Origin of the sequence: Streptomyces hyderabadensis (assembly GCF_020404845.1) — a bacterium.
Taxonomy (GTDB): Bacteria; Actinomycetota; Actinomycetes; order Streptomycetales; family Streptomycetaceae; genus Streptomyces; species Streptomyces hyderabadensis.
The window spans coordinates 1-13,307 of the sequence record NZ_JAIOJZ010000023.1; the positions used below are offsets into that span (position 1 = coordinate 1).

Below are 13,307 nucleotides of genomic sequence, written 5' to 3' on the forward strand. Positions count from 1 at the left end.
AGGTCCTGGCGCTCGCCAAGGCGCTGGGCGTGGACCCGGACGCCTTCTTCGACGCCATCGCCGGCGGCCCGCTCGACATGGGCTACCTGCGCGCCAAGGCCGGCCTGATCCGGGACGGCGCGCTGTCCCCGGCCCAGTTCGCGGTGGGCACCGCCGAGAAGGACGCCCGCCTGATCGTGGAGGCGGGCGAGGCCAACGGCGTCCGGCTGGACCTCGCCGCGGCCGGGGCGCAGCGGTTCGCCAGGGCCGCCGCCCAGGGCCACGGCGACGAGGACATGGCGGCGGCCTACTTCGCCAGCTTCGAGGAGAAGGGGACCGACTGACCCCACCCGGGGTACCGGGTGCACGAAACCCCCGGCGCCGCAGACCGGACCGGTGCCGGGACCACACCGAATCGCGAGGAGTCCGCATGTCCAAGCCGCCGCTGCCGCCCGAGGCCGTCGAACTGCTGCGCCGCCCCAACCCGTGCGTCATGGCCACCCTCCGCTCGGACGGCGCACCCGTCTCCACGCCCACCTGGTACGCGTGGGACGACGACGGCCGGGTGCTGATCAACCTCGACGCGGGCCGCGTGCGCCTGGGACACCTGCGCCGCGACCCGCGCCTCACCCTCACCGTCCTGGCGGGCGACGACTGGTACACCCACGTCACCCTCATCGGCCGCGTCGCCGAGATGCGCGACGACGAGGACCTCTCCGGCATCGACCGACTCTCCCGGCACTACACGGGCAACCCGTACCCGAACCGGGAGCGTCCCCGGGTCAGCGCCTGGATCGAGGTGGAGCGCTGGCACGGCTGGGGGGCGATGAAGGACAGCTCCCAGTCCGGCTGACGGGCTCCGGCTCCTTTCGCGCCGGGCGCCGGGAGGGGTGTGTGTCTCGGGTGCGGCATCGATGTGATGCCGGGTGTGTTCCGCCGCGGTACGGCCGGGAGTTGCCGCTCCCGGCCGTACCCGTGCGGCGGAGTCCGGGCGCGGCTATTCGATCTCGCGCATCATCTTCTCCATCGAGCCGACCGCGAGCCGGGTCTGGGTCAGCTCGTCCAGGGTCTGCCGCTGCTCCTCCACCGTGCGGCGCTGCAACTCCACGGTGTCCTCCAGGAGTCGCGCGTACCGCGTGGCGAGTTCCCTGTACTGCTCCTCGCGCGCCGCCAGCATCCGGGCCCGCCAGGTGGCGGCGACCTGCCAGACGATCACGATCATCAGGCCGAAGAACCCGGCCGCGCCCACGGCGCCGACCAGGACCCCCAGCTCCTCTCCCCCTGCGGCGAGACTCACCACGTCCTCGTTCACTTCGCTTCCTCTTTCGCACTCCGGCCGGCGGTCCGGTCGGTCTCGGTGGTGTCGGTGATCGTCGCGGCCGCCCGCGCGATGACCCGCGGAGTGAGCTGGTAGAAGAACGGGGTGACGTCGTAGTACTTCACCGTCTTGCCGTCCTCCGCGACCTCCAGCGTGCCGGCGACCAGCCCCGCGGCCTCCAGTCGCTGCAGGTGCATGTGCAGCAGCGGGCGGCCCATGCCGATCAGGCGGGCCAGCGCGCTGACGTAGTTCCGGCTCTCCGTGAGCGCCGCGACGATCCGCATGCGGTGCGGGTTGCCGAGCGCGGAGAGCACCTTGAGCAACTCGTCACCGGTCGGTGCCGGAGGTGGGGCCTCGGGCATCGCACCCCTTTCCGTCGTACCTGTCAGGAAACGCTGACAGGGGTCGCGGCCACCTGTCAAAGATTCCTGACACATATCGGGGACACATCAGGGATCCATAAGGGACGGGTCGGGGACGGGTTGGGGGCGAGGGGGGGGACGGGCAAGGGGTGGGCCGGGGACGGGTCCTGGGCGTACGATCTTCGCGCGGCATCGCGTGTCGGTCACCGTCCGGGTGAGGCATGGAGGCGCCGCGGAGATGCCCGTGGAGGCATTGACCCGTGTCAGTCGAGTTCAACCACACCATCGTTCTCTCCCGCGACCGGGAGAAGTCCGCCCGTTTCCTCGCCGGAATCCTCGGTCTCCAGGTCGGTGAACCGGCCGGGATGTTCCTGCCCGTGACGACCGCCAACGGCGTCACCCTCGATTTCGCCACCGTCGACATCGACATCCCCGTGCAGCACTACGCGTTCCTCGTCTCCGAGGACGAGTTCGACGCCGTCCTCGCCCGGCTCGTCGAAGGCGGGATCCCCATCCAGGCCGACCCGCACGGCCGGCATCCGCGCCGGATCAACCGCAACGACGGGGGCCGGGGCGTGTACTTCACCGACCCGTCCGGGCACGGCATGGAGGCCTTCACCCGCCCGTACGGCAGCGACCCGGCCTCACCGCTGAACGGCGTCACGGAGGACGTGCCCGGGGCCCGGTGACCGTCGGCCCCGATCGCGTCATGCGTCGGTTGCCAGGTCCGTTGCCGGGTCCGTTGCCGGGTCCGTTGTCAGTCCCCCTCCGCATACTGGTGGCCTCGGAGTGGCGCATGCGAGGGGGGACTGGGCCGTGCGGATGCGGACGGTGTACAGGGGTGAACTTCCGGTCGTCCACGGGCGGTTCCACGTGGACAGCCGCCGGGAGCCGCGGGGGCCGGTGCCCTCGGAGGCCTGCGCCGGACAGAGCAACGGGCTGTGCGGCGCGGCCGTCCCGGGCTGCCTGTTCCTGTGCACGGGCCTGAGCCTCGGCACAGTGGCGCTGACCGTCGAGGTGCACGGCGCCGCGCCGCCCCTCGACGACCGCTGGGAGGACGTGGTGGAGGCGTCGTTCCGGCCGCTGACCGACTCGACCGCCGTCCTGCCCTGCGGCCACGGCGCCCTGTGCGAGCTGGCCCTGCCGCCCGCCGACCACCGGGTGCGCTACTGCGGGCGCGGCATGGACGGCGGGACGGGGACCGTGTCCGTCACGGACCGGGGCACGGGGCCGGTCGGGCAGTACCTGTTGCAGTTCTGGCCGGCCCCGCCCACCGCGGACCGGGTCGTCCGGCAGACCTCGCGCAGCGCCGCACGCCGGCACCACTACGCGCGCGCCCTGGCGCCGCCCGCTCCCGGGGAACCGACCGAGCGGGAGCGCGCCGAGATCCGGTCCTGGGGCGGGCGGCTGCCCAGCCGCCGCGTGCGCGAGGCCGGCGCCGACGCGCGCGGGCTCGTACCGCTGGACCGGGACCTGCTCGACGCCGTCGACGCGGCGTGCCCGGCCACCCAGCGCGGCCTCGCCCGCTGGGCCGCCCGCCGCGCCCTCACCGCGGCCGGACTCGACGACGTCGACTGGATCGCGGCCGCGCTGACCGCCCTGGACCGCGGAGAGGCGCTGCCGGCCCCCTTCGACGACCCCCGGCGGACCTGGGACCGCTTCTTCACCGACGACCGCACCGCCCTCACCGCGCCGGACCCGCCCGGCGGAGGCGGCGGCGCCCCGCTGTGCCGGGCCCTGGCCCTGCCCGCCCTGCGCGCCGCCGCCGACCCGGACCCGCTGCGGGCCGCGCTCGGCGCCCTCTTCGCCGCGGCCGTTGCCCACGGCACCGACTACCCGGCCCTGTTCGCCGAGGCCCGCCGGCACTTCCCGGACCTGGGCGGCGACGCGGTGCCGCGGCGTGACGGGTGACGGGTGTGACCGGCAAGGCGGGTGAAGCACAGCAGCGGTTTCATCCGTCGCCCGTGGGCTTCACCGGAGCCAGAGCAGGGGCCCGACGGGGCAGCAGCAAGGGCGTCGCCAGGAGCAGCACGCCCGCGAGCGCCACCGCGGTACGCGTCCCGGCCAGGCCGGCCAGCAGGCCCCACACCGCGGTCAGCGCCGCGGTCGTCAGCTTCCCGCTGACCGTCCAGGCCGACAGGGTGCGCGCCACCCGGTCCGGGGGCGTCGACTCCAGCCGACGGGTGGCGTACACCGGGTTGTACACGCCCACGGACGTGATCAGCCCGAACTCGACGGCCATCACCAGGACCAGCCCCCCGGTCCCCGGACCCACGAAGACCAGCCCGACGGGCCAGCACGCGCGCAGCACGCCGCTGACGACCAGCACCCGGTGCTCCCCGAAGCGCGCCACCAGCGGCCCGGCCAGCCGCGCGCCGACCAGCCCGCCCACGCACGGCACCGCGAACGCGAGGGAGTACTGCCAGGGGGCGAAACCCAGATCGCCCAGCATGAGCACCGCCAGCAGCGGTGCCGTCGCCATGATCAGCCCGTTGACCAGGACCGTGTTCAGGAACAGCGGACGCAGCACCGGCGAGGCGAGCAGGTACCGCCAGCCCTCCAGCAGGTCACCGGTGCGCAACCGGCTCACCTGCGTGCGCCGCGGGCGCGGCTCCCCGCCGCCGATCGCGCGGATGCCCAGCGCCGAGAGGAGATAGCTGACCGCGTCGGCGGCCACCGTCACCACCGGCCCGAAGAGTCCGATCGCGGCCCCGCCGACCGGGGGTCCGAGCATGGCCGCCGTCCAGGTCGTCGACTCGAACCGGCCGTTGGCCCGCAGCAGGTCCGACGGCCGCACCAGCGCCTTGAGACAGGAACCGGCGGCGGCCCTGAAGGTGATGTCGGCCGCGGCGACCACCACCGAGACGACCAGCAGCTGGGCGAAGCCGAGCCGGCCGAGGGCGTACGCGAGCGGCACGCTCAGCAGCACCGCGCACCGGACCAGGTCCGTCGCGATCATCACCGGCCGCTTGCGCCGGAACTCCACCCACGGCCCCAGCGGCACGGCCACCACCGCGCCCACCGCCAGACCGGCCGCCGCGAGCGCCGCCACCCGGGCCGGCCCGGCGTCCAGCACCACGACCGCGATCAGCGGAAAGGCGTCGAAGGCGAGCCGCGTGCCGAACGTACTGACCGCGTACGCCGCCCACAACCAGGCGAACCCCCGCCCCAGCGACCTGCCCCGCACCGACCTGTCCCGCACCACGTCCGACTCGACCGCACCCGACTCCGTCACGCCCGACATCCAAGCGAGCCGGGGCCGGGCGGATCAAACAACCGGCCGGGCGACAGGTACAACCGATGGTTGCGCGCCCGCGCCGGTGCGCTCTACCGGGCCAGCAGGGCGCGCAGCGCCCCGGCGACCTCGCCCGGCGCCTCCTCCGCCATGAAGTGCCCGCAGCCGACGGTCTCGTGCCGCAGGTCCGGGGCCCACGCCCGCCACAGCTCGGCGGCGTCGTACCCGAGGGCGGCGCCCCAGTCCTGCTGGAGCACGGTCACCGGCATCCGCAGCCGGTTGCCGTTCGCCCGGTCCGCCCGGTCGTGGTCGACGTCGATGCCGGCCGAGGCCCGGTAGTCGGCCACGATGGAGGGCACCGCCTCGCGGGACGCCTTCAGGTAGGCGGCGCGGACCTCGGCCGGCAGGGCGTCCGCGTCCCGGGTCCAGATGTCGAGGAAGTGACCGAAGAACGCGTCCGGCGCCGCGCCGATCAGCTGCTCCGGCAGCCCCGGCGGCTGCGCCATCAGATACAGGTGGAAGCCCACCGCCGCCGTCGTGCCGTGCAGGACGTCCCACATGTCCAGCGTCGGCAGCACGTCCAGCGCGGCCAGGTGCGTCACCGCGTCGGGGTGGTCGAGCCCGGCGCGCACCGCGACCAGCGCGCCCCGGTCGTGACCGGCCAGCGCGAACCGCTCGTGCCCCAGCTCCCGGGCCAGGGCGACCACGTCGGCGGCCATGGCCCGCTTGGCGTACGCGGTGCCGTCCGGGTCGGCGGGCTTGTCGCTGGCGCCGTAGCCGCGCAGGTCGGGGCAGATGACCGTGTGGTCGGCCGCCAGGTCGGCGGCGACGTGCCGCCACATCAGATGGGTCTGCGGGAAGCCGTGCAGCAGCACGACCGGGCTGCCCGTGCCGCCGACGGCCACGTGCAGGCCGACGCCGTCGGCGACCGTCACACGGTCGTGGGTGAAGCCGGGGATGGTCGGTTCGGTGATGGGGGTCATGGTGGTCGGTGGCCCTCTCTGTTCCTGTCTGTTCCTGCTCGCGTCACCCGTCCCGGTGACGCCTTCGAGGCTGCCGCGCGCGAATCAGCAACCGATCAGCAACGGCCCGGGGACCGTCCGGGAACCGCCCCGCGCGCGTACCGTGGTGAGCGCACGGCGGTGGCGGATCGGAGCGGACGGGACACGGAACATGGACACGGTCACGTTCGGTGTGCTCGGCGCGGTCACCGCCGGGCGCGGCCCGCACGTGCTCGCCCTCAAGGGCCCCCGGCACCGGGCCGTGCTCGCCCGGCTGATCCTGGCCCGGCGGCGGGTCGTCCCCGTCGCCCGCCTGGTCGAGGACCTCTGGGAGGAGCCGCCGCCGCGGGCCGTGGGAGCGGTGCGCACCTTCGTCGGTGACCTGCGCCGCGCCCTGGAGCCCGAGCGCCCGCCGCGCGCCCCCGCCCGGCTGCTCGTCACCGAGGGCCCGGGATACGCGCTGCGCGCGGCGCCGGACACCGTGGACGCCTGGCGCTTCGAGGCCGCCGTCGCCGAGGCGGACCGGCTGCCGGCCGCCCAGGCCCCCGACCGGCTGCGGACGGCCCTCGGGGAGTGGCGGGGACCCGCCTACGCCGAGTTCGGCACCGAGGACTGGGCCCGCGCCGAACGCTCCCGGCTCACCGAGCTGCGGCTGCGCGCCGTCGAACGCCGCGCGGAGCTGCTCGTGGAACTCGGCCGCGCGGCCGAGGCGGTCCCCGACCTGGACGCGCACCTCACCGAACACCCCTGGCGGGAGGAGTCCTGGCGCCTGCTCGCGCTCGCCCTGTACCGGACCGGGCGGCAGGCGGACGCCCTCGCCGTGCTGCGCCGGGCCCGCGCCCTGCTGGCCGGACGGCTGGGCATCGACCCCGGCCCCCGGCTGCGGCGCCTGGAGGCCGGCATCCTCGCCCAGGACCCGGACCTGGACCCGCCCGGCGAACCGGCGGACGCCGCGGCCCGGCTGTGGGCGCGCGCGACCGAGGCGTACGACCGCTCGGTCGCCGCCGGTTCCCGGGCCCGCCTGGAATCCACCGTGGGCCTGCTGCGGAGCCTCGCGGTCACCGGCGGCGGTGGTCTGGAGGCAGCCCGGGAGCACCGCATCACGGCGGTCCGGGCGGCGGAGGAGACCGGCGACGCCGAACTGACGGCCCGGGTGATCGGCGCCTACGACGTCCCCGCCAACTGGACCCGCAGCGACGACCCCGAACTGGCCCGGAGCATCGTCGCCGCGGCCGAGCGCACCCTGGTCGCCCTGCCCGAGGAGACCGCCACCGACGCGGCACGCTGCCGCCTGCTGGCCACCGTCGCCCTGGAGTCGCGGGGCGTGCGCAGCCCCCGCGGGCCACGGGCGGCCGCCGAGGCCGAGCGGATCGCCCGCCGCCTGGACGACCCCGCACTGCTCGCGTTCGCCCTCAACGGCGTCTTCATGCAGTCCTGCACCCGCGCCGGACTGGCCCCGCGCCGCGACGCGATCGGCGCCGAACTCGTCGCCCTCGGCACCCGGCACGGCCTGGTCAACTACGAGGTGCTCGGCCACCTGGTCCGGCTGCAGGCCCGCTCGGCCCTCGCCGACCTCACCACCGCAGACGAGCACGCGGCGGCCGTGGACCGCCTCGCCGAACGGCACGAACGGCCCCTCGTCGGCGTCTTCACCGCCTGGTACCTGGCGCTGCGGCAGGCCGCCACCGCCGGCTCCGCCGCCGGTTCCCCCGACAGCTCCCACGACCGTGCCGAGGCCGCCTACCGGTCGGCCGCCGGGCGACTCGACGGCGCCGGGATGCCGGGCCTGGAACGCGGGCTGCTGCCGCTCGCCCTGCTCGGCCTGCGCCTGGCCCACGGCAGGCCCGCGCAGGTGGACCCGCGCGCGGACTGGGGGCCGTACCGGCCGTGGGCCGAGCCCTTCGCCCTGCTGGCCGAGGGCCGCGAGACCGAGGCCCGCAACGCCCTGCGGGCCCTGCCCGAACCGCCGCCCGACCTCCTCTACGAGGCCCTGTGCTGCGCCGAGGCCGCGCTCGCCCTCGGACTCGGCGACCGCCCGGCGCTGCGGCGGACGTACGACAGGCTGCTGCCCGCGTCCGGCGAACTCGCGGGCGCGGGCAGCGGGCTGCTCACCTTCGGGCCGGTCGACGGCTGGCTCCAGGCCATCCGCCGGGCGCTGGAGGCGTGACGGCCACGGGGCGCCCGGGTTGCCCCGGCCCGTGCCGGGTACCCGCCGGGCCATGAAGTGGCAGCAGGTGCAGGACGGCCCGTCCGCGGTGTACGTGGTGGTGCTCGACCCGGGCGAGGACGCGGTCGCGGAACTGACCGCCTTCGCCCGCGACCGGTCGCTGGGTGCTTCCCAGGTGACCGCGGTCGGCGCCCTCTCCGAGGCGGTCGTCGGCTGGTTCGACCGGCAGGCGAAGGACTACCGGCGCATCCCGGTCCCGGAACAGTGCGAGGTGCTGTCCCTCATCGGGGACGTCGCCGTCGCCGACGACGGACCCACCCCGCACCTGCACGCCGTACTGGGCCTGTCCGACGGCTCCACCCGCGGCGGCCACCTGCTGTCCGGGCGGGTCTGGCCGACGCTGGAGGTCGTCGTCCGGGACAGCCCCGCGGAGCTGGCCAAGACCCACCGCCCCGACATCGGCCTGGCCCTGATCGACCTGGACTGAACCGGCCGCCGCGGCACGGTTTACCGGCCCGGGTGCGGGCTACGCGGCCCGCAGGCGATCCCGTACCGACACCCAGGGAGGCGCGAGATGACGCGGCGCATCCGAGACGTGATGACACCGGCGGCGGTGGCCGTGGAGCCCATGACGACGGTGGCGCGGGCGGCCCGGCTGATGCGCGAGGAGGACGTCGGCGACGTCCTGGTGACCTACGACTGCGACCTGTTCGGGGTCCTCACCGACCGTGACATCGTGCTCCGGGGCGTCGCCGACGGACGGGACCCGGACACCACCACGGTCGGCGCGGTGTGCACACCCCCGCCCGTCGTCACCCTCGAACCCGACGACACCACCGACCGCGCCGCCGAGCTGATGCGCCGCCACGCGGTGCGCCGGCTCCCGGTCGTCGAGCACGGCGGCGTCCCGGTCGGCGTGGTCACCCTCGGCGACCTCGCCGCAAGCGACGACCCGCACTCCGCGCTCGCGGACATCAGCCGGGCCGCACCCGGCCACTGACACCCTCATCACCGGGGAGGACGGCATGAGCGAACCGCTCCACGCGCACAGCGCGCTGCGGCTGAGGCTGCTGCTGTCGGCGCTCTTCGTGCCGCTGTTCCTCGCCGGGACCGCGTTCTTCGGCGTGTGGGCCGCCGACACCGGCCCCGGGGAGAACCCGGGCCGCGGCACCCTCGTGGTCATCGCCGTCGTGTGCGGGGCGTTCGCCCTGCTGGCGGCGGCCGACCTGATGGTGGTCGTCCGCCGGCTGGGCGGCGAACGCGGGAGCGGAACCCGGTGACCCGGAAGGGGACGGAGGAACCGACATGGCGCCCACGGCACGCAAGACGACGGCACGCGGCCCGGAGGACCGTCGCGCCACCACCCGCACCGCACGGCTGCGCAGCCGGATCCCCGAACCCGACGAGGAACCCGACCTGCTCGGCCAGTACCTGAGCCAGATCGGCGCCACGCCCCTGCTGACCGCCGAGGACGAGGTACGGCTCGCCACCCGCATCGAGGCGGGCGTACGGGCCCGGGAGGAGCTGGAGAGGGCCGACACCGGCGAGCCCGCCCCCACGCCCGGGCGGCGCCGCGCGCTGGAGGAGACCGTCCACGACGGCCAGGAGGCCAAGGACCACATGGTGCGGGCCAACCTGCGGCTCGTGGTGTCGATGGCCAAGCGCCACGCCCACCGCGGGCTGCCCCTCCTCGACGTGATCCAGGAGGGCAACCTCGGACTGATCCGGGCCGTGGAGAAGTTCGACCACACCAAGGGCTTCAAGTTCTCCACGTACGCCACCTGGTGGATCCGCCAGGCCATCGAACGGGGCCTGGCCACCCACGCCCGCACGGTACGGCTGCCGGTCCACGTGGTGGAGCAGCTGCAGAAGCTCGCCAAGGTCGAACGCAAGCTCCGCGCAGGCCTCGACCGCGAGCCGACCACCGAGGAGGTCGCCGCCGAGAGCGGCATCGACCCGGACAAGGTCGTCTGGCTGCGCCGGGTCGGACGGGACGCGGTCAGCCTGGACACCCCCGTGGACGAGACCGGCGAGACCGTCGTCGGCGACCTCATCCCCGACACCGAGGTGCTGCGGGCCCCGGAGGTCGCCGAGTTCCAGGCACTCGCGGCGGAGCTGCGGGAGGCCGTCGGCACCCTCGCGCCCCGCGAGTCCCTGATCCTCAGCCTGCGCTACGGCCTGCACGACGGGCGTCCCCGCACCCTGCAACAGGTCGCCCAGCACGTGGGCCTCACCCGCGAACGCGTCCGTCAGCTGGAGAAGGAGTCCCTGGCCCATCTGCGTGCCCCCGAGAACCGGGAACGCCTCCTCGACTGGGCGAGCTGACCCGGGCCGGGGTGTCCGTGCGGGAAGGGCCCGGCCGGGGGAGTCCGCGGGGTGTCCGTGCGGGAAGGGCCCGGCCGGGGGAGTCCGTACGGGAAGTCCGGGTGTCAGCCGGTTTTCCCCGTCCGCAGCCGCGCCCCCTGCCGCAGCAGTTCCCGCTGGACCAGCCGGTAGGGCAGACCGCGCGGTCCGCTCCCGTGCCGGACGGTCAGCGCCGCGCACACCCCGGCCGCGTGCCCGGTCGCCATGGCGATGGGCATCACCCGGTACGACGAGTGCGCGACGTGCGTCCCGGAGATGCAGCGCCCCGCCACCAGCAGCCGGTCGGTGCCCCGGGGCAGCAGACAGCGCAGCGGGATGTCGTAGAAGCTGCCCCGCGGCACCCGCTTGAGGACCGTGCCGGAGCCGCGCGGGTTGTGGATGTCGACCGGATAGGCGCCGTGCGCGACCACGTCCGGGAAGGTGCGGGCCGCCAGGATGTCGTGGCCGGTCAGCTGGTAGTCGCCGAGCACCCGCCGGCTCTCCCGCACCCCGATGTGCGTGCCGCTCTGCACCACGTACGACTCCTCGAAGCCGGGCACCCGGGTGCGCAGGAAGCGGTCGATCTCGGCCAGTTGGCGCCGGGCCGTGTACTCGGCGCGGGTGAGGTCCCAGACGCTGGTGCCGAGGACCCGGTTGACCCGGGTGCTGTTGACCGCGACCTCGCGCGGGTGCGGGGTCGCGAAGAAGAGGATGTCCTCCCGCGGCAGCCGCAGTTCCCCGTCGGCCCTGGCCTCCTCGATCAGGTCCCACAGCCCGTGCACGCCCCGCCACTGGTCGGGATGGGCCCGCACGTAGTCGGCGAAGTCCGGCCGCGCGAAGTCCGCGACGCGGAACATCAACGTCATGGGCTGCACCAGCCCGTCCTCGGGCCGGCCGATCTCGTACGGCGCCCCGCACGCCGTGGCGACGTCACCGTCGCCGGTGCCGTCGACGACCACCCCGGCGTCGATCACCACCGGCCCCGACTTGGTCTCGAAGACCACCCGCCAGCCGGAGCCGTCATCCAGCGGCAGCGCGCCGGAGGCGAAGGAGTGGAAGAGCATCCGCACCCCCGACTCGTCCATCATCTCCAGCAGGGAGGACTTGAAGAGCTCCGGGTCGAACGGCACCGTGTACCCCGTCTTCGGGGAGGGCGGCAGGCAGCCGCCGCGCCCCATGAGGCGGTCGAGGAGCTGCCACAGCACGCCCGCGACCACCGGCTCGCCCTCGCCGTGGTCGGTGGGCAGCAGCCGTGAGGTGTCCCCGGCCTCGGTGAACGCGGCCTGCTTGTGCTCGTTGTGGAAGGACATCAGCGGCATCACCAGCGCCGCGGTCGCGTTGCCGCCGAGGAACCCGTACCGCTCCACCAGCACGGTGTCGGCCCCGGCGTCGGCCGCGCCGACCGCGGCCGCGAAACCGGCGGGACCGCCGCCCACCACCAGGACGTCGCAGCGGCCCCCGTGCCGGGCGGGCCGGGGCGGCAGCGTGACGGTACGCGACTCGCGGGGCTCCTCCAGGACCGGCATCGCTCACTCCTCCGGATCAGGCGTTCAGCGGCCGTGGCTCGCTGAGGTCCGGCTCGTCACCGGCCGACCCGTCACCGGCCGACCCGTCACCGGCCGGCTCGTCACCGGTCGGCCCGTCGCCGGTGGTCGGCCGAGGCCCCGTGGCCGGCCGCCCACCCGTCGGTTCCGGTCCCGTCGCGGGAGCACCGCCCGACCCGCGTGCGGAACCGAGCCCGTCGAGGAGCAACCCGCAGCGCTCGCAGGTCTCGCGTGCCGCCGCGGACAGTTCGCCCATGCGGGTCCGCAGGTCGTCCCGGCGCTGCGGATACTCGTCCCAGAGCCGGTCCACCTCCGCCAGCAGCAGCCCGGCCTGCTCCCGCGCCACCCCCACCAGCGCCGGGGCGCCCAGCCGCCGCGCGAAGTCGAAGACCTTGCCGGAGTACGGCAGCGGCAGCACCGGCACGCCGGTCAGCGCGGCGAAGATCACGAAGTGCAGACGCATGCCCACGGCCACGTCGAGATGACGCATGAAGCCGAGGACCTGCCCCGGGCTGTAGTCGCCGTGCAGGATGCGGCCCTGGTCCGGGGCCGTCATGTGGGACAGCACGGCGTGCGCGTGCCGTACGTCGTGCCGTTCCATCGGCAGGAACACCACGCGCGCGTCCAGCCGGCGGACCAGGAAGTCCGCCACGTCGGCGAGCAGCGCGTGGTAGTCGCCCTCGTCGAGCTTCTCGGCGGCCCGCCCCGGCTCGCGCACCGACATGCCCACCAGCCGGGCGCCGGACGGGATGCCCTCGTCGCGCATCATCGCCCCGGTGAACGGCTCCGGGGCCAGCAGCAGCGCCGGGTCGGCGGTGACCGCGACCTCCCGCTCCAGGCCGACCTCCTCCAGCACCAGCCGCGACTCCTCGTCCCGCACCACGACGTCGTCCATCTCCGCCAGCACCGTACGCACCGCGTCCCGGTCCTCGGCGTCGGTCAGCGGCCCGGCGCCGACGGCGTAGGCGAAGGTGGGCACCTGCCGGGTCTGCGCGGCGCGCACCAGCCGCAGATAGCGCCGCGCCTCACCGTCGTACAGGATGCCGCCGCCGCCCAGCACGAGGAGGTCGAGGCCGGGCAGCACGTCGAGGACGTGGTTGCGGCTGACGCCCTCCCAGGGCACCACCTCGTCGGCGTCGGGGTGGTGGGCGCGGGTGTGCTCCGCGTCGCGGCTCAGCACGACGAGGTGCGCGTCGGGCCGCCGGGCGCGCAGACAGGTCAGCACACAGGTCAGGATCGCCTCGTCGCCGATGTTGAAGCCGCCGTAGGAGCCCAGCACGCCGATGCGCGGGCCCCGGCGGGCGGGGTGCGGATGCGAGGGCGGAAGGTTCATCCGGGGCTCCCGTCACGTCGGAGTC

15 protein-coding genes are annotated in these 13,307 nt (G+C 75.0%); 9 read left to right on the top strand and 6 right to left on the bottom strand.

Annotated features, from left to right (window positions below; all coding sequences use genetic code 11):
- A partial coding sequence (locus tag K7854_RS19100; RefSeq protein WP_226027741.1) for an NAD-binding protein occupies window positions 1–323 on the top strand: 323 nt, incomplete at its 5' end.
- A gap of 86 nt (window positions 324–409) precedes the next feature.
- The gene (locus tag K7854_RS19105; RefSeq protein WP_226027742.1) at window positions 410–832 is read left to right on the top strand and encodes a PPOX class F420-dependent oxidoreductase; all 423 of its coding nucleotides are present in this window, start codon (window positions 410–412) and stop codon (window positions 830–832) included.
- Window positions 833–976: 144 nt separating this feature from the next.
- Here the strand turns inward: K7854_RS19105 and K7854_RS19110 are convergent, their stop codons facing one another.
- Entirely contained in the window at window positions 977–1,291 is a 315-nt protein-coding gene (locus K7854_RS19110) for a hypothetical protein (protein ID WP_226027743.1), read from the bottom strand.
- A complete protein-coding gene (locus tag K7854_RS19115; RefSeq protein WP_226027744.1) occupies window positions 1,288–1,659 on the bottom strand; it encodes an ArsR/SmtB family transcription factor in 372 nt (123 codons plus the stop codon). The genes K7854_RS19110 and K7854_RS19115 overlap by 4 nt, the downstream gene beginning before the upstream one ends.
- A 260-nt stretch (window positions 1,660–1,919) precedes the next feature.
- On the opposite strand from K7854_RS19115, the gene K7854_RS19120 reads away from it, so the two are divergent.
- Both K7854_RS19120 and K7854_RS19125 read left to right on the top strand, forming a co-directional pair.
- A complete protein-coding gene (locus tag K7854_RS19120; RefSeq protein WP_226027745.1) occupies window positions 1,920–2,348 on the top strand; it encodes a VOC family protein in 429 nt (142 codons plus the stop codon).
- Window positions 2,349–2,481: 133 nt separating this feature from the next.
- Window positions 2,482–3,570, top strand: coding sequence for a hypothetical protein (locus K7854_RS19125; protein WP_226027746.1), 1,089 nt, complete (start codon window positions 2,482–2,484; stop codon window positions 3,568–3,570).
- A 40-nt stretch (window positions 3,571–3,610) separates the two neighbouring features.
- Here the strand turns inward: K7854_RS19125 and K7854_RS19130 are convergent, their stop codons facing one another.
- Window positions 3,611–4,903, bottom strand: a complete 1,293-nt coding sequence (locus K7854_RS19130; protein ID WP_226027747.1) for an MFS transporter — start codon at window positions 4,901–4,903, stop codon at window positions 3,611–3,613.
- A gap of 83 nt (window positions 4,904–4,986) precedes the next feature.
- Window positions 4,987–5,877: an alpha/beta fold hydrolase gene (locus K7854_RS19135; protein ID WP_226027748.1), complete on the bottom strand. Its 891-nt coding sequence runs from the start codon at window positions 5,875–5,877 to the stop codon at window positions 4,987–4,989.
- Window positions 5,878–6,067: 190 nt separating this feature from the next.
- Here K7854_RS19135 and K7854_RS19140 point away from each other — a divergent pair, with 190 nt between their 5' ends.
- The 5 genes from K7854_RS19140 (at window position 6,068) to K7854_RS19160 (ending at window position 10,387) form a co-directional block, all read left to right on the top strand.
- Window positions 6,068–8,062, top strand: coding sequence for an AfsR/SARP family transcriptional regulator (locus K7854_RS19140; protein ID WP_226027749.1), 1,995 nt, complete (start codon window positions 6,068–6,070; stop codon window positions 8,060–8,062).
- A gap of 52 nt (window positions 8,063–8,114) precedes the next feature.
- Window positions 8,115–8,549, top strand: coding sequence for a PPC domain-containing DNA-binding protein (locus K7854_RS19145; RefSeq protein WP_226027750.1), 435 nt, complete (start codon window positions 8,115–8,117; stop codon window positions 8,547–8,549).
- Between the two features lie 87 nt (window positions 8,550–8,636).
- Window positions 8,637–9,062: a CBS domain-containing protein gene (locus K7854_RS19150; protein WP_226027751.1), complete on the top strand. Its 426-nt coding sequence runs from the start codon at window positions 8,637–8,639 to the stop codon at window positions 9,060–9,062.
- Window positions 9,063–9,087: 25 nt separating this feature from the next.
- Window positions 9,088–9,342, top strand: coding sequence for a DUF6343 family protein (locus tag K7854_RS19155; protein ID WP_226027752.1), 255 nt, complete (start codon window positions 9,088–9,090; stop codon window positions 9,340–9,342).
- A gap of 25 nt (window positions 9,343–9,367) precedes the next feature.
- Window positions 9,368–10,387, top strand: a complete 1,020-nt coding sequence (locus tag K7854_RS19160) for a sigma-70 family RNA polymerase sigma factor (protein ID WP_226027753.1) — start codon at window positions 9,368–9,370, stop codon at window positions 10,385–10,387.
- Window positions 10,388–10,491: 104 nt separating this feature from the next.
- Here the strand turns inward: K7854_RS19160 and K7854_RS19165 are convergent, their stop codons facing one another.
- Both K7854_RS19165 and K7854_RS19170 read right to left on the bottom strand, forming a co-directional pair.
- Window positions 10,492–11,931: an FAD-dependent oxidoreductase gene (locus K7854_RS19165; RefSeq protein WP_226027754.1), complete on the bottom strand. Its 1,440-nt coding sequence runs from the start codon at window positions 11,929–11,931 to the stop codon at window positions 10,492–10,494.
- 16 nt (window positions 11,932–11,947) lie between these two features.
- Window positions 11,948–13,282: a polysaccharide pyruvyl transferase family protein gene (locus tag K7854_RS19170; RefSeq protein WP_226027755.1), complete on the bottom strand. Its 1,335-nt coding sequence runs from the start codon at window positions 13,280–13,282 to the stop codon at window positions 11,948–11,950.
- Between the last annotated feature and the right edge of the window lie 25 nt (window positions 13,283–13,307).